Below are 23,631 nucleotides of genomic sequence, written 5' to 3'. Positions count from 1 at the left end.
GCTGAGACGGAGTGGTTGGCGGAGCCGTCGAAGGGGCCGTTGCAGGAATCGCTGCGGCAGTTGCAGGGCGCGTTCGAGAGGTTCTGGCGCACGCAGGCCGGCTACCCGCAATTCAAGAGGAAGGGCCAGTCGAAGGAGTCGGCGACCTACTACTCGAACTGCTTCACCTACCGCGGCGGGCAACTCCGGTTGGCCAAGCAGTCCGAACCCCTGGATATTCGGTGGTCGAGGCCGTTGCCCGAGGGGGCGACGCCGTCGCAGGTGACGGTGTCGCGTAATGCTCGTGGTCAGTACCACATCTCGATCCTCGTCGAGGACACGATCACCGAACTCGGGTCGACGGGTCGGGTGGTCGGGCTCGATGCCGGGATCACCAGCCTGTACACGCTCTCGACGGGGGAGAAGATCACCAACCCGCGCCATGAGCGCACGGATCGTGAGCGGCTGGCGAAGGCGCAACGGATGCTGGCCAAGAAGCAGAAGGGATCCCGGAACCGGGCCAAGGCCCGACTGAAGGTCGCGAAGATTCATGGTCGGATCGCCGATCGGCGGCGCGATTATCTGCACACACTCTCCACTCGGCTGGTGCGCGAAAATCAAGTGATCGCCATCGAGGATCTGAGTGTGCGGAACATGGTCAAGAATCGGTCGTTGTCTCGGGCGATCTCGGATGCGGGKTGGTCCGAGTTCCGGTCGATGCTCGAGTACAAGGCCGACTGGTACGGGCGGCGGGTGGTGGTGATCGACCGGTTCTGTCCGTCGTCGAAGACCTGCTCGGTGTGCGGGGAGATCGCGTCGACGATGCCGCTGGATGTGCGGGTGTGGACGTGCCGGTGCGGCGTCGTCCACGATCGGGACGTGAACGCGGCGAGGAATATTTTGGCCGTCGGACTGACGGTGGCAGCCTGCGGAGACGGTGTGAGACCGCCCCGCACCTAACGTGCGGGGAGGCGACTGTCGGTGAAACAGGAACCTCGAGACGCGAGTCCCGAGGGGAATCTCGGTCGTTCACGGCCGAGAGGAAGTCAACCGGAATAGTGTCTACCAATGCCAGGCCGTCGACTTCGAAGGCGAGGTGCACCGGCGGGTGCTGGAGAGGATGGGGATTCTCGACGAGGTGCGCCGCAGGCAGACCGGAAAGACGGACCTCCGGATCGTGGACGAGCGCGACAAGCACCTGGCGACGATGCCCGGTGAGTTCATCGGCGGGGACGTCGAGATCCTGCGGGGGGACCTGACCGAGATCCTCTACGAACGGACCGCGGATTCGTGCGAGTACCTCTTCGGTGATTCCGTCACCGCGGTCACCGACACGGAGTCCGGTGTCGAGGTCATGTTCGAGAAATCGCACGCACGCCGTTTCGATCTGGTGTTCGGCGCCGACGGCATCCACTCGGCGGTGCGCAAACACGGGTTCGGGCCGGAGGAGGACTTCGTCCGATTCCTCGGGTACTACTACGCCGTCGTCGGCACCACGGCCGCGGTGACTGCGGCGTCGCCCGACCGGGAACGCGCGACGGGATGGATGTACAACGAACCCGGAAGGATGGCCGTCGTCGGTGGACCGAAGGCTCCCGAATTGTTCGTCTTCGCCTCCGACCCGATCGACTACGACCGTGGCGACATCACCGAGCAGAAGCGACTGCTGGCCGCCGCGTACGCAGGTGCAGGCTGGCGCGTGCCCGGGTTGCTCGCGCGCCTGGACGACGCGCCGGACTTCTATCTCGACTCGATCGCGAGGGTCGAGACCGACACCTACACCGCCGGACGCGTCGCCCTACTCGGCGATGCCGCGTACGGAAACACGCTGGGCGGCTTCGGGACCGGACTCGCCCTCGTCGGTGCGTATGTGCTCGCGGGCGAACTCGCCGCCACCGGTGGCGACCACCGCGTGGCGTTCGGACGCTACGACGAGCAGATGCACCGGTATGCGAAGGTCGCCCGCAAGGCCGGTGCCGGACCGTTTCTCGCGCCGAAGTCGCCGACTCGCATCAGGCTGCGGAATTGGACGTTCAAGTCCAAGGCCCTGTTCGGCCTGATGATGAAGCTGACCGACTCCTTCGCCACCGACATCGACCTGCAGGACTACCCGGCGCTGCGATCAGCTGGGCGTCCCGGCAATGTTGACCATCCATGAGATACCGAATTGGTCGGTACAGGCACCGAATTCGTCTCCCCACATCTGCTTTTCGAGGGGCACCGACACGGAGCCGGCATCCGAGAGCTTGGCCCAGTAACCGCGGAGCAGGTCGCCGTCGTCGCCGCTCAGGCTCACCGCGATGTTGGTGCCCGGGTTGTGTTCCATGCCGGGCGGCGTGTCTGCCCCCATGAGGGTGAACCCGTTGTCGGATTCGAGCATGGCGTGCATGATCTTGTCGGCTCCTTCGGCGTCCGGGGCGCCGAACTCACCGAATGTGCTCACCGCCAGAGTGCCACCGAAGACGTCCTTGTAGAACTCCATTGCCTGCCGAGCGTCGCCGTTGAAGCTGATGTAGGGGTTGAGACGAGAGGTCATGGGGCATGCTCCTTCTAGGTGCCGGAACCGACAGCAACGACGGTACAACGACCGACCGACACGATGTGGGGAACGCAAAGCTCGGTACTGCACCAGGTGTTTCAGAGCACCGCGACGGTCGCGAACGCCGTCCAGAGCACCGGTGAATGCTCGATCGACCGTTCGTCCCGCCAGGCGGCGACCCGGTCGCGCTGCCACGCGCAGAGCGCGCCGACCGCGTCGGGCAGTTCGTGTGCCGCGTCGATCGAACAGATGGCGTCCTGCAGCGGGCGCGCGTGCGGTGTGGCGCCGGCGATGCGCTGGAACGCGAGGTCGGTGGGAAGTGCCCAGCGGCTGGCGGTGACGAGTTCCGCCCCGCCGGCGATCATCGCGGAGACCAGTCCGAGGGCCTCGCTGAACCGCAGGTCGCCGCCGCTCTCGCAGGCGATGAGCGCAACCCGGCTCGGGATCGGCCACAGGTCGGCGCCGCGGATCGGTTCGTCGGTGAGTGTGTGCGTTCCCAGCAGGAGGTCTTTCGCGGACAACGGCCGGTGCGCGCGCGTCGGCTCCGCGAATCCGACGGCGTCGGCGGAGCAGGCGAGGTGCAGTTCGGCGTGCTCGCTCTGACCGGATTCGGGTACCGCCGCGGTGACGTGCCCGACGTACACCAGCCGGCCCGCGCCCTCGCGCAACGCCGCACCGAGCCATGCCCGGTCGACGTCTTCGCGGCGGAACACGTCCAGTGGTCCGTCCACGGCGGGAAGCAGCCGGCCCTCGTCGGCGTACGTCGCGATCCGCTGCGACAGCGGGCTGTCCGCGGCCATCCGCCCCAGGACGGAACCGAGAACCGAATCGGCGCGGAACCCCGGAACCCGGGGGTCGAGGACCGCGACGACGGGAAGCCGGCGGCCGTCCGTCCAGGTTCGGACCGGGCGACCGGGTGAGTGCACGATGCTGAGCGGGGCCAGCAGGCTGACGTCCGCGATGTCGACGAGACGAAGCCCGGCGTCGGGGGCGATCAGTTCCCACGGCACCTGCGCGACCCGGGGTGACGGCTGGATCCGGAGATGGGGGCGCACGCCGCGGGTGAACAGCTCGTGCAACTGCCGGGCGAGGCCGAACGGGAGAAACGTGCGCGAGAGGAGTTGAGCCAGATCGTGTTCGGACTCGTAGCCGGAGAACGCGCCCGTGGTCAGCGAACGGTGCAGCCCCTGCGGGTCCGTGAGGTCGGGCAGGGCCCGGGCCAGCGCGGCGACGGCCTCGTCCACCTGCGCGGCGGGGGCGACGCCGACACCGCCGGGGTGGGAGTCGTGGGTCCACCGCCACGACGTGTACAGGTCGCCGGCGTCGGCCATCCGCACGATCGCGGTGGGCTGCTCGTGCGAGGTCGGCGGGTGGGACAGGTGAGTCGGCACCGCCCCAGCATTCCCTACCCACCCGGGCGGTGGCGTGCGTGCCACGCACCCGGGTGGGTGACCGAACTAGCCGACGGTTGCGGCGGCGGAATCCTCGGCAGGCACACCCGTTCGGATGAGCCGATCGAATGCGCTCAGCGCTGCCGTCGCGCCGGCACCGGCGGCGATCACGATCTGCTTGTACGGCACGGTGGTGCAGTCGCCGGCGGCGAACACGCCGGGGACCGACGTCTGGCCGCGGTCGTCGATCGCGATCTCGCCGCGATCGGACAGCTCGATGCTCCCGGCCAGCCACTCGGTGTTGGGCAGGAGACCGATCTGGACGAATACCCCCTCGACGTCGAGCGTGTGAGCGGTATCGGTCGTGCGGTCCTGGTACGCCAGACCGGTGACCTTGTTGCCGTCCCCGACGACCTCCGTCGTGAGCGTGCTCAGGAGGATGTCCGCGTTGGGGAGGCTGCGCAGTTTGCGCTGCAGCACCTCGTCGGCGCGGAGCACGGAGTCGAACTCGATGAGCGTGACGTGCTCGACGAGTCCGGCGAGATCGATCGCGGCCTCCACTCCGGAGTTGCCGCCACCGATCACGGCGACGCGCTTGCCCTTGAACAGCGGTCCGTCGCAGTGCGGGCAGTAGGTGACGCCCTTGTTCCGGTACTGGTCCTCGCCGGGCACGTTCATCGAGCGCCACCGTGCACCCGTCGACAGGATGACGGTCCGTGCGAGAAGGGAGGCACCGCTTTCCAGTTCGATCTCGACGAGACCGTTCTCGGTGGCAGCGGGCACGAGCTTCGCGGCCTTCTGGGTGTTCATGATGTCGACGCCGTACTGGCGGACGTGATTCTCGAGCGCAGACCCGAACTGGGGGCCCTCCGTGTAGGGAACGGAGATGAAGTTCTCGATCGCCATGGTGTCGAGCACCTGGCCGCCGAAGCGCTCGGCGGCGATACCGGTGCGAATTCCCTTGCGCGCGGCGTACACCGCGGCCGCGGCACCGGACGGGCCACCGCCGACGACGAGCACGTCGAACGGGTCCTTCTGCGCGATCGCGGTGGCGGCGCGGTCGGCGGCACCGACGTCGAGCTTGCCGATGATCTCCTCGAGGCTCATCCGGCCGGAGCCGAAGAGCTCGCCGTTGACGAAGACCGTCGGCACGGCCATGATCTGGCGGCCGTCGACCTCGTCCTGGAACAGGGCGCCGTCGATCGCGACGTGGCTGATGCGCGGATTGAGCACGGACATCAGGTTCAGGGCCTGCACCACGTCCGGGCAGTTCTGGCAGGACAGCGAGAAGTAGGTCTCGAAGTAGAAGTCGCCGTCGAGGTTGCGGACCTGCTCGAGCAGTTCGGGGGACTCCTTCGACGGGTAACCGCCGACCTGGAGCAAAGCGAGTGCGAGCGAGGTGAATTCGTGGCCGAGCGGGATCCCGGCGAAGCGGACCTCGATGTCGGTGCCACTGCGGCGGACGGCGAAGGACGGGCGTCGCGCGTCGTCGTCGCGGCGTTCGTAGGTGACCTTGTCCGACATCGCCGCGATCTCGGTGAGCAGTTCGGCGAGTTCGGTGGACTTGGGGCCGTCATCGAGTGAGGAGACGAGCTCGATCGGCAGGGTCAGCCGTTCGAGCAGGGACTTCAATTGGCCGGCGAGCGAGGCTTCGAGCATGCGGATCTACTCCATCGATCGGGGAGGAAAGGGATCGGAAACCGGAAACCAGCTCTGGGCGGTCCGGAAAGTGTTGGTGCGACACCGATTGCCCCCCACGGGAGCGGAGCACCGGGAACCGCGCGCACGGGCTCAGAAGATCTGAGCCCGTGCCTACGGTCGACTGGGCTACGTCAGATCTTGCCGACGAGGTCGAGCGACGGAGCGAGGGTCTCTTCGCCCTCTTCCCACTTGGCGGGGCAGACCTCGCCCGGGTGCGACCGGACGTACTGAGCGGCCTTGACCTTGCGGACCAGCTCGGCGGCGTTGCGGCCGATGCCTTCTGCGGTGACCTCGGTGAACTGGATGACGCCGTCGGGGTCGACGAGGAAGGTGCCGCGATCGGCCAGTCCCTCGTTCTCGCGCAGCACCTCGAAGTTCTTGCTGATCTCCTGCGTCGGGTCACCGATCATGGCGTACTTGATCTTGCCGATGGTGTCGGACGATCCGTGCCACGCCTTGTGCGTGAAGTGGGTGTCGGTGGACACCGAGAAGACCTCGACGCCGAGACGCTGCAGTTCCTCGTGGTGATCGGCGAGGTCGCCGAGCTCGGTCGGGCAGACGAAGGTGAAGTCGGCCGGGTAGAAGTAGAAGACAGCCCACTTGTCCTTGATGTCGTCCGCGGACACGGTGATGAACGCGCCGTCCTTGAAAGCGGACGCCGCGAAGGGCTTGATCTGCGTGTTGATCAGGGCCATTGGAACCTCTATTCGTAAGACTGGAAGCCGACAGCGACGAGGCTATCCAGCAGATTGGAATAGGTCCAATCTATGAGACCTATTCCATAGATTGGATGGGGCTATCAATGGCCGTCGAATCGGACACTTCGCAGGTCAGCGTGGACATTCACCCACACGTCCCGGGGCGGTCACCGGACGTGCGGTGTGACCACCGTGACACCCTTCGGCCCTGAATCACCTCGCAGGGAAGGGAAAGTGGGATCACCAGGCCGGCACCACGCGGTGGTCGCGGACCTCGCGCCCATAGCGCTTCTCGGCGGCCGCGATCGAGGAGCCCAGCACGATCCGTCCGTCCGACGTCACGGCGAGCCGCGGGGGGAGGGGCACCGGCAGGCCGGCGCCGGCCGCGACTCCCGCCAGTGCGGCGCCGAGCAGGAAGGAGCCGTCGGTGTCGGCGGCGCCGACCGGGGGAGGGTCGGGCAACTGCAGGGGCAGTCGCGCCGCGGTGCCGTGCCCTGCCCGGCCGATGTCCACCGTCGTCCCCGCGCACTGCGCCTCGACGAGATCGGCGACCAACCGGGCGTCGCCGGAGGCGTAGGCGAGACGGAACGCCAATTGCATCGCCGGGTCGGCGATCTCGCGGTTCCACTGCTCGCGCTGTCGGCCGTTCGGGAGTGTGTATCGCACGGCGTCGATGGCGATCGCCGCGGGCACGGCGAGCGCGGTGGCCCGTGTCTGCGCCGCATCGTCCGGTGTGCCGGCGGCGGTCGGCACGGATTCGAGGAGGGTCGCGTGCCAGAAGTCGACCTGCGCGCAGTGCAGTCCGAGACCCAGTTCGCGGTACGTGGCGAACGCGGCGGCGAGCAGTCTCTCGCCCTCGCCCGGTCGGCCCTCGGTGAAGGCGACGGTGGCGAGGCGCGTCTCGACGTCCGCGACGTCGAGCACCGCTCCGGACCCCCGGAAGTAGTCGAGGCTGCGGCGGTAGAGCGCCGCCGCGCGTGCGGTGTCGCCGCGGCCCTCGGCGAGAAATGCCAGCACCTTCGATCCGATTCCCGCCCGGTGGCCGATCCCGGCCCGCTCGAAATACGACTGACTCGACAGCAGCAGCGGTTCCGCATCGTCGAGGCGACCCGTGCGGACACGCATGATGCCCAGGTTCTGCTGCGTCTCGGCGACCGCGTTGACGTCGCCCGCCGTCTCGAATGCGGCGAGCGCCTGCCCGGCGAAGTCGTCGGAGAGATCGAAACGCCCGGTCTCGAAATGGATGGCAGCGAGGTTCATCAACGGATGGCCCGCGAGCCCCGGGGCGAAACGGACTGCCGCGTCGAGGGACTCGGTGGCCACGTCGGCCGCGTGCGCCCACTGCTGCCGATGCATCGCGACCGCGGTGAGCGACAATAGACACGCGACCCGCAGGTCACCCTGGTCTTCGCCGCCGGCCGCGAGCAGTTCCCGCGCCTGCTCGAGCGCGCCCTGGGCGCCGTCGAGATCACCGATGTGCTGCAGTGCCTGTGACAGGTTGACCAGCGCCGCCGGACGCATCCGGATCGCGTCGGCAGGCATCACCGCGAGGGCCTCCCGGTACAGGTCGACGGCCTTCGCGTGCTCGCCCAGTTCGTCGGACATGCTGGCCGCATTGATGATCGCGCTCGTCCGGAGATCGCCGGTGGCCGCGGCGGCGACCTGCTCGAACGTCCGGAGCGCCTCGGCGACGTCGCCCCGCGCATAGGCCGCGGCTCCCGCGGCAAGAAGGTCGCGGCCCGTCTGGTCGTCCATGTCAGAAGTCCGAATCCGAGGCGGCCGCGTCTATCTCGGCGAGCAGCGGCGCGTCGGGTGCGTTTTCCGGAGTCGGCTCCGCGGCCCGCCGCAGCCGCAGACGGGCCAGGGCCCGAACCCGCTCCCGGACGTCCGGACCGCCGACGTCCGCGACACCGTTCACGCCGAACCCGGGCAGATACACGACCACAGACACTCCCGCTTCCGCACCGGGTGGTGCGGCCGACTCGCCGAACCAGACGTCTCCCGACAGTCGCAGCGCGACGTCGACGGCGCAGGAGGCGGTGCCGATCAGGGCGCGGGGGCGGACATGATCCGGCACGGGTTCGGAGACATACGGTGCCGCAACGATACTGACGCGCACGGCGGTGTTCCCGGAGGTGCGCACCACCTCCCACGACACCGCGCCTTCGGAACAGTCGACGAGACCGGGAGGGTACCGGCGCCAGTCGGATCCCGTGATGCCTCGCGTCAGCACGAGGGTGCCCGGCCGCGTCGCGGTCGCGGCGCCTGCGGCGAGCGCGTAGTCGTCGGCCCGCCCGGGACGGTCGGAGAGCGTGGGTCCTTCCGGCGCGAGCGCGTCGTCCCCGTCGACGAGCAGATCGCAGTCCTCGACGAGTGTCGCGATCTCGCGGTTCAACAGCCCCGCGTCGAGCGCCGGGATGGCGTCGACCGTCGACGTCGGCCACCACCGCGCCGCCCAGTGCGCGAACGCGAGGCGTCGGGCGCCGACGGCCACCCGCGGCCGGGCCGGTTCGACCGTGACCTCGCTCCCGGTCTCGCCCTCGGCCACGGCGAGTGCCACCTCCTCGCCGAACACCGCCCACACCCAGTTCTGCGCCGAGTCGACGTCGTCGATCACCGCGACCGGGACGGTGTGTTCGGCGAACACACTCCACGACAGGTGCCCGCCGAGCACCTCCAGCACCGTCACGTCGATGCCCGCTGCGTCGTCGAGGACGCTCGGTGCGTTCTCTGGGGCGATGATCCAGACCCCGTCGGCGACGCGGTCGATCCGCACGGTGCCGGTGGTCAACTCGCCCTCGATTCGGGAGCATCCGCCGCATCCGCGAGCGGAATTGCGCTGAGCGCCTGCTTGACCCGCATCCGGTGGTCGAGGATGACCGACCGAGCCACACCGTCCAGGAGATCCCACAGTTCGCCTGGTTCGTGGACGGAGAACTCTCGGACGTCGCGGCCGTGCAGGCGGACCCACAGGCGGCGGAGGTAGGGCCGCCACGGCTCGCGGAGTTCGGCGGCGATGGCCGCCAGCGGATTCGTGTCGGACAGCGTCGCCGCGTCGGCGTTCACGGTGAGGCGGCGCGCCTGCAGGACGTACGCCTCGCGTTGCCAGCGACCGTTGATCACCCGGACGGCGGTCGTGTCCGTGGTCGTGGGAGCGGGTGCCGTCCCGATCGGGCGGAGACCGGTCGCGAGTGCGGCACCCGTCGTCGCCGCGACCCGCAACGATTCGTCGAGAAGTGCCCAGGGCGAGCAACTTCGGGCGATCTCGGTGGTCACCAGTTCGTGTATCGGCGGTAGCTCCGCACGGTCGGTCGACGCGCGGAGCACCGTGAAGACGCGTTCGTGGACGGAGCGGTCGAAGGGGAGCCCGAGCGCCGAGGTGGACGCCGAGGTTCCGAGGTGTGGCGGTCCGGGGACGGGATGCACCGTCAGGCCGAACCGGTGAGCCGAGACCTCGATCGTCCACAACGCAATCCCGTGGTGAGTCCCCGCGTGGCCGGCGATCAGCTCGTCGAGGGCGTGCCGTCCGTCGTCACCGTCCTCCTCGAGACGCGCGCCGGGACAGGCGTCGAGGACCGCGGCCACAGCGTCGGCGTGGTCGCCCGTCGCGGCGCCCGACAGCGGTCGCCGCCCCCACGCGAGGTCGATGAGGGCGCTCAGTTCCCGCGCCCGCGCCGGGTCGGTGACGTGGGCCTTCAACGCCTGTGTGGTGCGGCCGGCGGCGACCTCGTGCACGTCGCGCAGCGTGGCCTCGGCGACGGACCCGTCGCGGAGCGGGTCGGGTGCACCCGAACCGGTCGCGAGTTCGAAACACCGCTGGAAGTACAGGTCCTGCGGGTTGCCGTCCGTGATGCGCAGCGCCCGGCGGACCCGTTTGAGCAGCGTGAACCAGGCCGCGGTGGCCCGCAGTACGTCGGCGGAGGCGTGCACCCGGGTGGCGAGCAGCTGCGCCGCGTCGGCGGTGACGATCGGACCGGCGCACAGCGGGTTCTGTACCGGGCGGATGACCAGCGGATCGAGGATCAGTTTCACCGTGCGGCTCAGGGGTCCGCCGTCGGGCCCGCTGAGCGGTTCGACGCCTTCCAGTTCGCGCCACACCTCGTCGAGGACCATCGCCCGCGGTCGCCGAGCAGCCGCTGAGCCCCTCGGTCCCGTCCGCATTCGAGCAGGTTACCGCAGGCGCGGCCCGCCGACGCAGCGAGAAATCTGGGATCGGTAGGGCGCGAGAAGTTCTTACCTTTCTCACATCGGCTCCAGTCCGCGAGCCGAAGGAATCGACGACGGGCGCCGAGCGCCCCTCACGAAACGTGAAGGACGGATCATGAACAAGATCGTTCGGACTCAGAAGCGCGTCTACACCGCAGGCATCGTCGCGGCGGCCGCCGTCGCCCTGCTCGTCTCGGGCTGCAGCGACACCGGCGACAACTCCGGCGGCGGAAGCTCCGAGCAGGCCCCGGCGGGTGCGTCGGCGGCCGCGGTCGACGGCAAGGCGCTGGACGCGAACTTCGACGCGACCTGCGCCAAGCAGGGCGACACCCTGGCCCTGGCGCTGGCGGACACCGGCAACGCGACGTACGGCGACCTGGCGGTCTCCGCGACGATCACCGGCACCGACACCGTGCAGGCGGTCGGGATCGCCGGCAGCAAGGGCGGGTCGAACGGCCTCCCGTACGCACTCGGCTTCGGGCAGGGCATGCCGGGCGGCTCCGCGAAGGTCGTCAAGGACGGCGACACCTACACGGTCACCGGCGAGGGCGTCGGGGCGCCCGACATGAGCAACCCGACCGCGCCGAGTTCGGCGAAGTTCGACATCACGTTCGCATGCTCGACCGTCGTGGGCGGCTGAGCCCCGGCCCACCCCGGGACGCGCGCGGAGCCACCTCGAGTTCGCGCGCGTCCCACCTCCCCCCAGTTCAGGCACGGAAAGGACACCTCGTGAAGAAGATCGTGCGTACCGCCGCCCTGGTGTTTCTCGTCGGCTCGGTCGGCTACTACCTCTGGTACGGCCTCGGCGATCGGGGCCGGACGAACTACGGAATCGACGCGCTGTCGTGGGTCGGCCCGCAGATGATCTGGCCGATCGTCGCGGTCAGCGTGGTCGTGGTGTGTTTCGCCGTCACCGGCGACAGCGTGCTGGCGGCGTTCACGGGGCGCAACAGTGCCGCGTTCCGCAACGGAGCCGTCGGGATCGGAACGGTGCGGTCGGTGCAGCAGACGGGCATGACTCTCAACGACCAACCGGAAGTGCGGATCGACCTCGCCGTGGAGGGCGACGACGGCAAGATGTTCGAGTCGCACGCCAGGATGATCGTGCCGCTGACCGAGTTGGCGCTTCTCCGTCCGGGTGTCGTGCTCCCCGTCCGCTACCTTGCGGGCCGCACCGACAAGGTCGAGATCGACCGCTCGGGTGACGTGACGTCGGCGCAGGACGCGTTGAACCGATCCATGATTCGGCAGGGTGTCACCACCCCGGCCAAGCTCGACATCGCGGCTCGCGGCATTCCCGCGCAGGCGGTGGTGCAGTCGCTCAGTGTGCCCGGGGAGATCCGCAACGGGAATTCGAAGGTGGAACTCGGGCTGGCGGTCACCCGGCCCGACGGCACGACGTTCACCACCCGCGTCGAGAAGTTCATGCCGCCGCGCACCGTCGGGCACGTCCAGGTCGGCAGGGTGGTGACGGTTCACTATCTGCCGGGGAACGAGCAGGAGGTCGTCATCGCCCTGCCTGCGAATGTGTGACGGGCCCGCGGCAGGATCAGTCCTCGTCCCGGGGCGGAAGTCCCAGCGACCGGACGAGATGGAGGAGCTGTTCGCGCAGCGGCCCCACGTCGCCGACGGCGGCGGTGAGGGCCGCGTCCTCCTTCTCCAGGGTCAGCAGGTGCTGGTAGATCGCGCGTCCCGGCTCGGTGATCGCGACCCGTTTGCGGCGCTCGTCGTTCGGATCGGTCTCCCGGGTGACGTACCCGCCCCGCTCGAGGCGGTCGATGGTGCGGCTGATGGTCTGATCCGTCACCCGCGAGGCCTTCGCGATGTCGCGTTGCGAGGCCGGCCGGCCGGCGATCGTGTGCAGGCAGATCAGTCCCGCGTGGGTCATGTTCTGCGACCGGAGAATGTCCTCCCACGAGTGCTCGACCAGGCGCGCAGCCGTGGACAACAGCCGTCCGGTGGGCCACTGATCCATGCCGTCGCTCGTCATTTCTTCGCCTCCATTTGCAATTTGCTCAGCAGGCTGAACAAAATAGGATCGTCGCAATCCGGACATCCGGTCGTCGAACCGTCCAGCATTGGAGAGCACGTGACCACAACTGCCCGCCCACGCCCGGTTCGTCGCCTGCGGTGGATTCTGCCAGCCGTGCTGGTGATCGTCTGGCTCGCCGTCGGCGGGTTCGGTGGGCCGTTCGCCGGCAAATTGTCCACGGTTCAGCAGAACGACAGCACGTCGTTCCTGCCCGCGTCGGCCGAGGCCACCGAGGTGTCCGCCCTGCAGAAGGGCTTCACCGACACCCGGTTCGTGCCCGCGATCGTCGTCGCCGAACGGACGTCGGGGATCACCGCCGCCGACACCGAATTCCTCTCGGGCACCGCGGCCGCCTTCGCCGGTTCGGAGGGATTCGGTGAGGAGGTGTCGCCGCCGATCCCGTCCGCTGACGGTCGGGCGCTGGAGATGTTCGTGCCCATCGACAGCACAGGGGAGGTCGGCGACAGTGTCACCGAACTCCGGGACGCGCTCGGTGCCGCACCGGACGGTCTCACCGTCCTCGTCACCGGGCCCGCCGGTCAGGTGGCGGATCTGTCGTCGGCGTTCGCGGGAATCGACGGACTGCTGCTCCTGGTGGCGGGTGTCGTCGTGATCCTCATCCTCATCGTCGTCTACCGCAGCCCGATCCTCCCGTTCGCGGTGATCACGTCCGCCGTCTTCGCGCTGGGACTGTCGAGTCTGCTCGTCTATCTGCTCGCCGACGCCGGCGTGATCGCGCTGAACGGTCAGAGCCAGGGGATCCTGTTCATCCTGGTGTTCGGCGCCGCCACCGACTACGCCCTGCTACTCGTGTCCCGCTACCGCGAGGAACTGCGAATCGAGCAGGACAAGTACCGCGCCATGCGGACCGCCTGGCGGGCGACACTCGAACCGGTCGCCGCCTCCGCGGGCACCGTCATCGCCGGCGTGCTCTGCCTGCTGCTGTCCGATCTCAACTCCAACCGCGGTCTCGGACCGGTCGCCGCCATCGGCATCGCGGCATCGTTCGTCGCCTCCATGACGTATCTCCCCGCGGTGCTCGTGCTCCTCGGCCGCGCGGCGTACTGGCCGAGCAGGCCCGCCTTCGACGCGCATCATGCCGAGAAGGACGAGGCCGCCGACCACAAGTTCTGGGCCGCGCTCGCCGCGCGGATCGGCGCACATCCGCGCCGATTCTGGGTGGCGTCCAGCTTGGTGCTGGTGCTCTTCGCGCTCCTGCTTCCTCAGTTCAAGGCGAGCGGCGTCGCGGAGTCCGAGACGTTCCTGCTCGAGGTCGACTCCGTTGCGGGCCAGCAGATCCTCGGCGACCACTTCGACGCCGGTTCCGGTTCGCCGGCGGTGATCATCGCGAACGAGGGCGCACTCGATGCGGTACTCGACGCCGGCCGGGTCGACGGCGTCGGCGACCTCACCGTGCTGACCGCACCCGGCACGCAGGACCCACTGGTGGTGGACGGCCGCGTGGCGATCGAAGCGACCCTGACCGATCCGGCCGATTCGGCCGCAGCCGAGGACACCATCGTCCGCCTGCGTGACGCCGTCCACCCGATCGGCGGTGCCGACGCCCTCGTCGGCGGCGCCACCGCCACGGACTTCGATACCAAGACGACGTCGACCCGGGACCGCACCCTGATCATCCCCGTCGTGATCCTCGTGGTGTTCGCGATCCTGTGCCTGCTGCTGCGTTCACTGCTCGCGCCGCTGCTGCTGATGGGGACGGTCGTGCTGTCCTTCGCTGCGACACTGGGTATCTCGTCCCTCGTCTTCGAGCACGTCTTCGGATTCCCGGGCGCCGATCCCGTCGTCCCGCTGTTCGCGTTCGTGTTCCTAGTCGCCCTCGGAATCGACTACAACATCTTCCTCATGACCCGGGTCCGGGAAGAGGCCCGGCGCATCGGCACCCGGCGTGGAGCTCTGCGCGGTCTGACCGTCACCGGCGGCGTGATCACGTCGGCGGGAGTGGTTCTGGCGGCGACCTTCTCGGCGCTCGCCGTCATTCCGCTGATCTTTCTCGCGCAGATCGCTTTCATCGTCGCGTTCGGTGTGCTCCTCGACGCGCTCCTCGTGCGGTCGCTCCTGGTGCCCGCCCTCACCGTCGACATCGGGCAGAAGATCTGGTGGCCGAGCACGCTTGCGTCGGCGCCGGAGCCGGACGAGAACGTCCAGAGGCATGCCGAACGGGTCCGCCTGGGGTCATAGTGGAACGTGATGTGAACACGACGAAAGGAAGATCGTGGACCATAGCGCGCTGTTGACCGACGCCTTCGATCGCATTCAGGAGGCCGTGCATTCGACGCTGGCCGATCTGCCGGCCGACGCCCTCACGTTCCGTGTGGACTCGGACGCGAACACCATCGCCTGGCTGATCTGGCATCTCACGCGGGTGCAGGACGATCACGTCGCCGGAGTCGCGGGGACCGAGCAGGTGTGGACGTCCGGCGGGTGGGTGGAGCGCTTCGACCTCCCGTTCCGGGTCACCGACATCGGTTACGGGCAGTCTTCGGACGAGGTGGCGAAGGTGCGCACCGGGGCCGAACTGCTGCGCGAGTACCACGACGCCGTCCACGACCGCACCGTCGATTACGTCCAGACGATCGGCACGGACGACCTCGACCGGATCGTCGACGAGAATTGGGATCCGCCGGTCACTCTCGGGGTCCGCTTGGTCAGCGTCGTCTCCGACGATCTTCAGCACGCCGGGCAGGCGGCGTACGTGCGCGGTATCTACGAGCGTCGCTGAGCCGTCGACGGCGTCTCGTTCGCGGCGAGCCACGCCTCCACTCGCCGCCGGGAGCGGCGGCCGACGCGGTCCCGGATGGCCGGACTCACCCGCGCCGCACCGTGCATCGTCCCGTTCCCTGCGAGTGCCAGCGGAACGAACCAGGCAGGCACGACCGGCAGTCCGAGTTCCCGCATGCCCCTCTTGCCGGAGAACATCCGCTGGATGCTGAGCAGGCGCTGGCGGTTGAGTCGGCGTCGCAGGGCCTCCGCGTGCGGGTAGTGGAAGCCGGCCCACGACTTCTGCAGTGAGTCGGCCAGCACCCGGGAGTTGTCGTCGGGTCCGGGAGCGAACATCCCGATCTGGCATATGGTGCGGCGTCCGGTGTTCTCGTCGTCGACCAGCCACTGGTCGTCGATGCCCATCAGCCATCCGATGTACCGCCACAGGTGCATGACGTCCGCGCCCTCGTCGGCGGAGACCCACACCCCCAGCGAGCGGAGGCCGACGAGGAACGTCGTCGAGAAGAGCGCGAGCGTCCCCGCCTGATCCGACTGGTTGATCGGCATGCCCCAGTCGGACACGTCCCAGTCCTCGTCCTGCAGCAGCGTCAGATTGACGAACGCGTGCATCAACCGGACGTGGACCGACAGTTGCCAGCCGCGGCGGTCACGCTCCAGGCCACCCGGGAGGACGCACTCGTACCACCACCGCACCGTCTCGGCGACCCGCTGACCGGCGCCGTCCCCGACGAGCCTGCCGGTGGCCACGAGTTGGCGGGAGGTGGCGGCGCTGCGGTAGCCGTTCATCAGCGAACCGGTCGCGAGGAGGTCGAGTCCGGTCATCCCGCTGCGCAGGCAGACCGCGGCCCCGCGGTCGAGGCGACGGTCGTCGACCCACGACGGCCGGTGGTCCACCGCGTCGAAGAAGGCGACCAGTGCCGGCGCGGGGTCGGGCACGCTGCCGATGCCGTCGGAGAGTGCCCGGGAGAACTGGGCCATCGTCACGGTCTTGTCGACGAGCACCGCCCGCGCCAGCGCGGCACCGATCTCGTCCTGGCTGACGACCGCCCGGGCGTGGAGTTCCCGCTCCGCCGCGGTGGGCGTCGGATCGCCGTGCACGAACCGCGACAGCGTCCGCATCGAGCGGCGACCCCACTCGGAGTCCATGTCGAAGCGTCGCGGCGGCGTGACTTCGGAGAAGCCGGGGGCGGATTCCCGAGACTGGGTTTCTGTCATTTTCGAGGTACTCGATTCGGTCGTCGAGAGGGGCTTCCTGGTGCCTCAGCCCCGCTCGAGTTGCTGTGAGTTACAGTTCACTCCACCGAATCGGACGGGTACAAGTCGCATTGTGTGACAGACGGGAAGGCTGCGCGAATGGGCACTGGACAGCGGAAAGACCCCTCCCAGCAGCGTTCGCAGGCGACGGTCGCACGCATCCTGTCGGCAACTGGTCAGGTTTTGCGGGCGAAGGGGTACACCGGCTGCAGCACGAATGCGATCGCGGAAGCGGCGGGCATCTCGAAGGGATCGGTGTATCAGTACTTCGCGAACAAGGACGAGATCATCGACGTCCTGATGGACCGGATCATGGAGGAAACCACGGCAGCGTTCGGGGCGCAGCTCGAGCAGTCGGTCGCGGAGGGCACGTTCCTGAAGGACGCCGCCCTGCAGACCCAATTCCTCGCCGTCCTGGACGAGTACCGCGACGTCCTCGGTTCGCTGCTCAACGATGCCCCGCACCTGTCGCTGGCGGCTCACCGTTCGGTCCGGATCGAGGAACGATGCCGCGACCTGTTGCGTACGTATGTGACGTTGAATCCGTCCGCGATCGGCCCGGGTGTCGACCTCGACGCGCTGCTCCTGGTGCTCACCGTCAGCTATCGGGAGGTGGGCCTCGAGTACCTTCGCCGGGACCTGCGCGACCGGCGAAACCAGCTGGCCACGGCCCTCTACGACATGACGATGGGCGGCCTCGCCGGGACCGCGACACACGGGGTGTAACGCGGAGGGGGCTTCGGGAGAAATACTTGTTGAGCCCATGGTGCTGTCGGACCCCGACCCGGCAGCACCAGGGGCCTTCTCTTTCCACCCGGCCGCTCCTACCGACGCCGATGGGTCGGAGATCCCGGCACCTCCAGCGACACGACCCGCGCGAGTGCGCGCAGATCGCTCTCGATCCTTCGGAACAGCTGGTACACGGCGATGAAGGCGAAGATCCCGCCCAGGCACAGCGCGCGGACCGTCGCGTTCACGGCATCGCCAGTGCTCCCGCCGACGAAGCTGAGCCCGGCGACCCCGATCAGCGGGACGGCCGCGGCGACGGCGAGGTACCGCGGCATGCCCCGGCCGAGGGCCCGGATGTTGCGGCCGTCGCTTCCGCGCAACTCGCCGTGCGACAGCAGGATCGGGCAGAGGCACCGCACCGCGTAGAAGGTGAGGATGAAGAACGGGTAGGCGAGGGCGACCGCCCCGCACACGGCGAGGGACGCGAGGAGTTGCGTGTACGCGCGCAGCGGGATGCCGCCGGCCGTGAGTTCCAGGGCGATCGGGTAGGCGACCCCGGCGACGACCCACAGCCCGAAGCTGACCACCACCGCCCGATGTCCGAGCGCCAGCGTCGTGGCCCGTGCCTTCTCCAGCACCTCGGAACTGTAGGTTCGGCCGTTGCGGAGACCACGCGGCACCGTCAGCGACAGCCGACACCAGTAGACGATGAGAACCGCGCCCAGCGGAAACGCGATTCCGCCGATCACCAGGTGGACGAACTCCAGATCCTGCTGCGCCTCGGCGGGCAGCGTCGCGATGATGAGCACCTTGTTGTAGTAGTAGTTGTATCCCGCAGCCAGCAGATTCGGGATGCCGACCGCGGCGAGCACGATGGGCAGCGCCCACCGCCACATCCTCGACCGGACGCTTCCCGGCGCCGGGTCGACGAGATCGCGGGCGTGCGGGTCGAGGCAGAGCGCGAACTGACGCGTCAGCTTCCGGCCACTCGACCACCGGTCGTCCCGGTCGGGCGCGAGGGATTTCACCAGGATCCGCCGCATCGCGGCCGGACAGTCCTCGGGGAGCGCGGACCGCTCCGGGTCGACGCCCCGGCGACGTGACTCGAGAAGTACCTGCGGCGACGGCGGCGACGCGGTCCCGTCGTCGTCCGGGAACGGCCGCGCCCCGGTCAGCAGTTCCCACAGCATGACCCCCAGCGCGAAGATGTCGCTGCGGGTGTCGAGGTCGGAGGCGGTCCGGCGGATGTCCGGGTCGATCACCTCCAACTGTTCGGGCGACATGTAGGCGACGGAGCCGCCGATGAATCCGCCGGCGCCGCGATTCTCGACGCTGTCGCTCGAACTGACGTTGAAATCGGCCAGCTTCGGGATGCCCTCCAGGCCCAGCAGCACGTTCGCGGGTTTGATGTCGCGGTGCAGGACGCCGTGCGCCCGCGCGTAGTCGAGTGCGTCGGCGAGCCGCAGACCGATCCAGGCGACGGTTTCCGGCCACGACAGCGCGGCGATCTCGTCCCGCACACTCGAGTACTCGGGCCGGATCTCGCCCCGCGCCTCGAGGACGCGGTCCACCGAATCGAGCAGCAACTGTCCGGAGCGTTGCTCGGGTGGGGTCTTGCGGACCAGCCGCACCACGTCGAGGAGCGTGCCACCGGGGACGTACTCCATGAACAGCACCCGCAGGCGGCGATCCTCCAGCACCCGCTGGTCGTAGACGCGGACGATGTACGGGTGGTCGAGCTGCGCGAGGGTCTGCGGCTCGTTGCCGATGTTGCGGGAGATCTTCAGCGCCACCCACCGCTGCATCGACCGCTGCCGGGCGAGGAACACCCGCGCGAACGCGCCGTGGCCCAGCTCCATCATCAGATCGAAATCGTCGAGGCGCCCGCCGACGTCGAAGTCGTCGTCCGGGCCGAGTGCCGCGCTCGCCGAGCGCCGGTCCATGCGCAGGTCGTCTTCGAGCAGGGTCTCGAACCGGTCCGCCTGCTGCGGGTACTCGGCGACGTACTCCTCGGGATCGACGTYGGCGCCGCTCCGACTGCGGACCCGGTACTCCAGGTAGACGAGTTCCGGCGGCAACGGTTCGGCCAGCAACTCCGGGAATTCGAGGCAGTACTCCGGGATGCGTTTCGGGCAGCCCGACCGCAGCCACCGATACTCGAGGTCCACCTTGATCAACTCGATCAGCGCCGCCCGCCGGATCGCAGCGGTATCGGGCAGGTACTCGGTGAGTTCGGCCGGCGAACCCGACGACTCCCAATCCGCGACGAGGCGTTCGACGCCACTGTCGACGACGAACACCGGTTCGGCGCCCGACGTCGTCGACGGCGGCAGCTGAGTTTCCTCGCCCAGTTCGGTGGGCGGCCCAGTCGCGACCGTCGAATCACTCGGCGGGCGCTCGGTCATGGCAGTTCGATTCCGGGGGTGCAGAGTCCAGGCGGTGCACGGTGCGTGCACTTGCCAGGGTATTCCGGACGGTGCGTCGAGGGGCGCGGAAAGGCGGTGCCGTCACGCGCTTCGCAGCGACATCTCCGACGGTTCCGGTGCCGGCGGGTACGTCACGACCAAGGTGAGGATCGGCCGATGCCGGGTGCGCCGGGTGACCATCCGGATCGCCGAGACGAGGACCGGGACGTACACGAGCACGTAGATGTTCTGCAGCCCGAACGCGACCGGCCACGACGGTGGAAACAGGAACAGTCCGACGACGGCGAAGTCCGGGCTCCACCAGTACGGCCACGCCGCCGTCGACGCGAACAGTGCGGCGAACGCGAACCACCACCGTCCGGTGTCCGAGACCGCGCGGTGCATCAGGTAGACCATCAGCGGCACCAGCCACACCCAGTGATGGCTCCACGAAAACGGCGACACCACGGCGGCGGTGAGCCCGCCGAGCACCACCGACAGCAACCGTTCGCCGCGTTCGTACAGGCGCACCGACACGACGAGGCCGACGACGGCGACGGCTCCCGCGAGGATCAGCCACAGCCACGGCGGTGCCTGCCCGTCCGTGAGCCGGGTCAGTGTTCCCCGCAACGATTGGTTGGACGGGTGCGCGTCGTCGGCGATGCGGGTGGAGTCGAAGAACGTGCTGGTCCAGTACCGGCGGGAGTCGTCGGGCACGATCACCCAGGCGAACGCCACCGTGCCCGCGAAGACGGACGTCGCGGCCGCGGCCGCCCGCCACTGGCGCAGGGCGAGGAGCTGGACGACGAAGAAGCCGGGGGTCAGTTTGACGGCCGCGCCCAGCCCGATACCCACCCCGCGCAGCACGCTGCGCTCCGGCCGGGAGAAGTCCCAGAGCACCCACAGCATCAGCACCAGATTGACCTGGCCGTAGAACAGCGTCGTCCGCACCGGTTCGACGAAGGTGCAGGTCACCGTCGTCAGCGCGGTGACCAGCAGCAGGTGCGGGGTGATCCGGTACCCGAGGATGCGCCAGCACAGGAGGATGCAGCCCGCCAGCACACCCAGGTTGAACGCCATCCACAGGTTGTCGACGTACGCGCAGGGTATGCGTTCGAGCGGCACGAACACGATCGCGGAGAACGGCGTGTAGGTGTAGAGCAACCCCAGCGCGACGGGTCCGCTGTACAGCGGCAGGCCGTGCAGAACCCGCCAGCCACCGTCGCGGTAGACGTGCAGATCGGCGCCGCCGGTGAACAGTCCGATCTTCGGCGTCCACGGGTCGACGGTGCCGAGCACCGCGACGACGGCCAACGTCGCGCACACCGCGAGCGCCACCACGATCGCCGGGCGGCGAGGAAAGACGCGTGTTTCCATCTGCGCCCCCTGGGTGTGCGGACGTGTGCCGACGGCTCTGACGCTAACGGCGCCCGCGAGATGCCCAGGGCGGCGACAGGCGGGTCGTCCGGATTCGTTACCGATCCGTACCGGCGCCGAGATGCCGCGGGCGCCGTCGCCGGCCGGGCCTACGCCGCGGACACCGTGTCGCGCAGGGCCCGGTACGCATACTCGGCGCGGTCGCCGACCGCCCACCCAGTGTGAGCGAGGACCGGGGCCTCCACGGAGAAGACGGTGCCGGCGGGAAGGGCACCGACCAAGTCGTGCAACGGGAGTTCACCCTCGCCGGGCAGCAGCCGGTCGGTGCGCGCTTCGGTGATCAGTCCGGCGTGATCGGCCGGCGCCGCGCTCGGGGCGTCGCACAGCTGAGCGTACGACAGCCAGCGGTCGGGAACAGCCCGGACCTCGTCGACTGTGCTGCCGGTCCGAGCCAGGTGCAGCGCGTCCACGACGAGCACCGCGGCGGGACTGGCAGCGTGCGTCAGAACGGCGGTGGCGTCGCCGAGGGTCCGGATCCGGCTGAACGCCATGAACTCCAACGCCAGCGACACACCTCGTTGCTCCGCCTCACGGCACAGGTGTGCGAAGGTATCGGCCTGCCGGGTGGGCTCCGGGTCGTTGCCGTTCACCAGCACATAGCTCGCACGCAGCGTCGACGCCGCGTCGAGTACCCGCAGAGCGGCCTCCACGTCGTCTGTGCCGGTGATCCGCAGGACCTCGACGTCCAGGATCTCGATGCCCAGATCGTCGGCGCGGCGGCGCGTCTCCCGTACCATCGGGCCGTTGTCGAGCATCGGCCATTGAGTGTCGGTGGCGGCCGCTCTCGCCCGGATTCCCACACAGTCGAAGCCGGCGTCGGCGGCCGCGGCCACCAGGTCCGGTGGTGAGGCGTCGACGGCAGTGAGCGGCGAGAGTGACAGCAGTGGTCTGTCGGTCATGGCCGGATCGCGTACCCTTCTGCCGGGGCCAGCACGGCCGCGAGATGCTGGATCGCGAACTTGTACCCGGAGATCCCGGCACCGGCGATGACGGCACTCGCGATCGGCGAGACGAAGGAGCGATGACGGAACTCCTCGCGGGCGTGAATGTTGCTGATGTGCACCTCGACGATCGGGATCTCCGGGACCACCAACGCGTCGCGAAGGGCCACGGACGTATGGGTCCACGCGCCGGGGTTGATCACGATGGCGTGTGCGGATCCCCGGGCCTGATGGATGCGGTCGATCACCGCGCCTTCGTGATTCGACTGGAAGAACGTCAATTCGACGTTCAGTGGTTCGGCGGTCCGCTCGCACATTATGCGGACGTCGTCGAGGGTGTGGTGACCGTAATGTTCGGGCTGCCTCGTCCCGAGCATGTTGAGGTTCGGTCCGTTGACGACCAGGAAGGTCGGTGAATGCATCGTGTCGTCCTCGCCTGACGGAGTGAAAAAGGTTGCGGTGCAGTTACTGCAGTCCGGCGAGGGCGCCCGAGGTGAGTGAGACGGGTTGCCCGGTCCGGGAGGATTCATAGATGGCGAGGACGATCTCGAGCGCGCGACGCGCGTCGCGTCCGGAGACCGCGGGCGCGCGGTCCTCGACGATGGCGTGGACGAAGTCCTCGATCTGCATCTGATGGAACGGCGCGAGACCGACATGGATCTGCGAGAGCGGCGGATCCGATTCGATGTCCGTCGAGTGCATCTGCAGGTACTCCTCCTCGCCCTCGACTGTCCAGATGTCGTTGACCGCCGGCATCCCCTCGGGAAATTCCGTCAGGCTCACGGTGCGCCCGTTGCGTCCACCGACCACGATCTGGGTGCCCAGACCGGGTGTGAAAGTCGTGCCGGCGGTGATGGTGGCGAGTCCGCCGGACGAGAACTTCACGGTGGCTGCGACCGTGTCCTCCACCTCGATGTAGTCGCCGTGCACCAGGGTGTCGATATGTCCACTCACCTCGACGGCGTCGCCCATGAACCACTGCAGCAGGTCGATGTAGTGAATGGCCTGAGTCATCAGCACACCTCCACCGTCGGTGTCCCAGCGGCCGCGCCACGGGTCGGAGGTGTAGTACTCGCGGTCGCGGCCGAGTCGCACGGTGCAGGTGGCGACGATGGGTTCGCCGCCGAGCGCGCCGGCATCGATGGCGGCTCGGATGCGCTGAGCGGCAGGCCAGAATCGGCGCTGGAACAGTACGCCGAACTTCACCCCCGCGGTGGCCGTCGCCTCGACCATGCGGTCGGCTTCGTCGAGCGTGATTGCGATCGGCTTCTCGCACAGTACGTGCAGTCCGTGTTCGGCGGCCGCGAGGACGATCGCTTCGTGGGTCGGGTGCGGAGTGCAGATGGTGACGGCGTCGAGACCACTGCCGAGCAAAGTCTCGAGGTCGTCGTAGGCGTGGGCTATTCCGTGTGCGGCACCGAAGGATTTGGCTCTGTCCTGGTCGGTGTCACTGCAGGCGACCAGTTCCACCTCGGGCATGGCGTGCAGAGCCTTGGCGTGGTTGATGGCGATCTTGCCGCAGCCGACGATTCCGATTTTCAAGCGTGTGGTGGTCATGGGTTCTTCCTTGTCGTCGT

General features: G+C 68.6%; 21 protein-coding genes. 7 read left to right on the top strand and 14 right to left on the bottom strand.

The window, feature by feature from the left end; all coding sequences use genetic code 11:
* On the top strand, positions 1-939 hold a 939-nt coding region (locus AC1DWT_RS19985; protein WP_477921901.1), incomplete at its 5' end, for an RNA-guided endonuclease InsQ/TnpB family protein.
* A gap of 148 nt (positions 940-1,087) precedes the next feature.
* A complete protein-coding gene (locus AC1DWT_RS19980) occupies positions 1,088-2,137 on the top strand; it encodes an FAD-dependent monooxygenase (RefSeq protein ID WP_241031368.1) in 1,050 nt (349 codons plus the stop codon).
* Here AC1DWT_RS19980 and AC1DWT_RS19975 read toward each other — a convergent pair.
* The 7 genes from AC1DWT_RS19975 to AC1DWT_RS19945 all read right to left on the bottom strand — a co-directional run bounded on the left by AC1DWT_RS19975 (position 2,102) and on the right by AC1DWT_RS19945 (position 10,421).
* Positions 2,102-2,515: a VOC family protein gene (locus tag AC1DWT_RS19975; protein WP_206013816.1), complete on the bottom strand. Its 414-nt coding sequence runs from the start codon at positions 2,513-2,515 to the stop codon at positions 2,102-2,104. The genes AC1DWT_RS19980 and AC1DWT_RS19975 overlap by 36 nt on opposite strands.
* A gap of 101 nt (positions 2,516-2,616) precedes the next feature.
* Positions 2,617-3,909 (bottom strand): CHAT domain-containing protein, encoded by a 1,293-nt coding sequence (locus AC1DWT_RS19970; protein WP_420855114.1) that lies wholly within the window; start codon positions 3,907-3,909, stop codon positions 2,617-2,619.
* A 66-nt stretch (positions 3,910-3,975) separates the two neighbouring features.
* Positions 3,976-5,568 carry an alkyl hydroperoxide reductase subunit F gene (gene ahpF / locus AC1DWT_RS19965; RefSeq protein WP_206013815.1) on the bottom strand — a complete coding sequence of 531 codons (1,593 nt, stop codon included), beginning with the start codon at positions 5,566-5,568 and terminating at the stop codon, positions 3,976-3,978.
* 173 nt (positions 5,569-5,741) lie between these two features.
* Positions 5,742-6,305, bottom strand: a complete 564-nt coding sequence (gene ahpC / locus AC1DWT_RS19960) for an alkyl hydroperoxide reductase subunit C (protein WP_072944388.1) — start codon at positions 6,303-6,305, stop codon at positions 5,742-5,744.
* Positions 6,306-6,548: 243 nt separating this feature from the next.
* Positions 6,549-8,063: a tetratricopeptide repeat protein gene (locus AC1DWT_RS19955; RefSeq protein ID WP_206013814.1), complete on the bottom strand. Its 1,515-nt coding sequence runs from the start codon at positions 8,061-8,063 to the stop codon at positions 6,549-6,551.
* Between the two features lies 1 nt (position 8,064).
* A complete protein-coding gene (locus AC1DWT_RS19950; protein ID WP_206013813.1) occupies positions 8,065-9,099 on the bottom strand; it encodes a hypothetical protein in 1,035 nt (344 codons plus the stop codon).
* The gene (locus AC1DWT_RS19945; protein WP_072944394.1) at positions 9,096-10,421 is read right to left on the bottom strand and encodes a hypothetical protein; all 1,326 of its coding nucleotides are present in this window, start codon (positions 10,419-10,421) and stop codon (positions 9,096-9,098) included. Before AC1DWT_RS19945 ends, AC1DWT_RS19950 begins: the two co-directional genes overlap by 4 nt.
* Positions 10,422-10,629: 208 nt before the next feature.
* On the opposite strand from AC1DWT_RS19945, the gene AC1DWT_RS19940 reads away from it, so the two are divergent.
* Positions 10,630-11,154 carry a lipoprotein LpqH gene (locus AC1DWT_RS19940; RefSeq protein ID WP_206013812.1) on the top strand — a complete coding sequence of 175 codons (525 nt, stop codon included), beginning with the start codon at positions 10,630-10,632 and terminating at the stop codon, positions 11,152-11,154.
* Positions 11,155-11,243: 89 nt separating this feature from the next.
* Positions 11,244-12,047, top strand: coding sequence for a hypothetical protein (locus AC1DWT_RS19935; protein WP_072944397.1), 804 nt, complete (start codon positions 11,244-11,246; stop codon positions 12,045-12,047).
* Positions 12,048-12,063: 16 nt separating this feature from the next.
* Here AC1DWT_RS19935 and AC1DWT_RS19930 read toward each other — a convergent pair whose 3' ends face one another.
* Positions 12,064-12,504 carry a MarR family winged helix-turn-helix transcriptional regulator gene (locus tag AC1DWT_RS19930; protein WP_072944399.1) on the bottom strand — a complete coding sequence of 147 codons (441 nt, stop codon included), beginning with the start codon at positions 12,502-12,504 and terminating at the stop codon, positions 12,064-12,066.
* A 99-nt stretch (positions 12,505-12,603) separates the two neighbouring features.
* Between AC1DWT_RS19930 and AC1DWT_RS19925 the strand changes: the two genes are divergently transcribed.
* Entirely contained in the window at positions 12,604-14,745 is a 2,142-nt protein-coding gene (locus tag AC1DWT_RS19925) for an MMPL family transporter (RefSeq protein WP_206013811.1), read from the top strand.
* Between the two features lie 34 nt (positions 14,746-14,779).
* Positions 14,780-15,286 carry a mycothiol transferase gene (locus AC1DWT_RS19920; RefSeq protein ID WP_206013810.1) on the top strand — a complete coding sequence of 169 codons (507 nt, stop codon included), beginning with the start codon at positions 14,780-14,782 and terminating at the stop codon, positions 15,284-15,286.
* On the opposite strand, the gene AC1DWT_RS19915 is transcribed toward AC1DWT_RS19920, so the two are convergent.
* A complete protein-coding gene (locus tag AC1DWT_RS19915) occupies positions 15,271-16,503 on the bottom strand; it encodes an oxygenase MpaB family protein (protein ID WP_206013809.1) in 1,233 nt (410 codons plus the stop codon). The genes AC1DWT_RS19920 and AC1DWT_RS19915 overlap by 16 nt on opposite strands.
* A gap of 138 nt (positions 16,504-16,641) precedes the next feature.
* Between AC1DWT_RS19915 and AC1DWT_RS19910 the strand changes: the two genes are divergently transcribed.
* On the top strand, positions 16,642-17,268 hold the full coding sequence (locus AC1DWT_RS19910) for a TetR/AcrR family transcriptional regulator (RefSeq protein ID WP_072944405.1): 627 nt from the start codon (positions 16,642-16,644) through the stop codon (positions 17,266-17,268).
* Between the two features lie 98 nt (positions 17,269-17,366).
* Here AC1DWT_RS19910 and AC1DWT_RS19905 read toward each other — a convergent pair whose 3' ends face one another.
* From AC1DWT_RS19905 to AC1DWT_RS19885, 5 genes are all read right to left on the bottom strand, one after another.
* Entirely contained in the window at positions 17,367-19,676 is a 2,310-nt protein-coding gene (locus tag AC1DWT_RS19905) for a serine/threonine-protein kinase (protein ID WP_477921899.1), read from the bottom strand.
* A gap of 102 nt (positions 19,677-19,778) precedes the next feature.
* Positions 19,779-21,053 (bottom strand): glycosyltransferase 87 family protein, encoded by a 1,275-nt coding sequence (locus AC1DWT_RS19900; RefSeq protein ID WP_206013807.1) that lies wholly within the window; start codon positions 21,051-21,053, stop codon positions 19,779-19,781.
* A 149-nt stretch (positions 21,054-21,202) separates the two neighbouring features.
* Positions 21,203-22,012 (bottom strand): sugar phosphate isomerase/epimerase family protein, encoded by an 810-nt coding sequence (locus AC1DWT_RS19895; RefSeq protein ID WP_206013806.1) that lies wholly within the window; start codon positions 22,010-22,012, stop codon positions 21,203-21,205.
* A complete protein-coding gene (gene aroQ / locus AC1DWT_RS19890) occupies positions 22,009-22,476 on the bottom strand; it encodes a type II 3-dehydroquinate dehydratase (protein WP_206013805.1) in 468 nt (155 codons plus the stop codon). The genes AC1DWT_RS19895 and aroQ overlap by 4 nt, the downstream gene beginning before the upstream one ends.
* A gap of 43 nt (positions 22,477-22,519) precedes the next feature.
* Positions 22,520-23,611, bottom strand: a complete 1,092-nt coding sequence (locus AC1DWT_RS19885) for a Gfo/Idh/MocA family protein (RefSeq protein WP_206013804.1) — start codon at positions 23,609-23,611, stop codon at positions 22,520-22,522.
* Positions 23,612-23,631: the final 20 nt, after the last annotated feature.

This window comes from Rhodococcus sp. P4_B6 (genome assembly GCF_056402215.1).
This window is presented reverse-complemented; position numbering and strand designations above follow the sequence as displayed.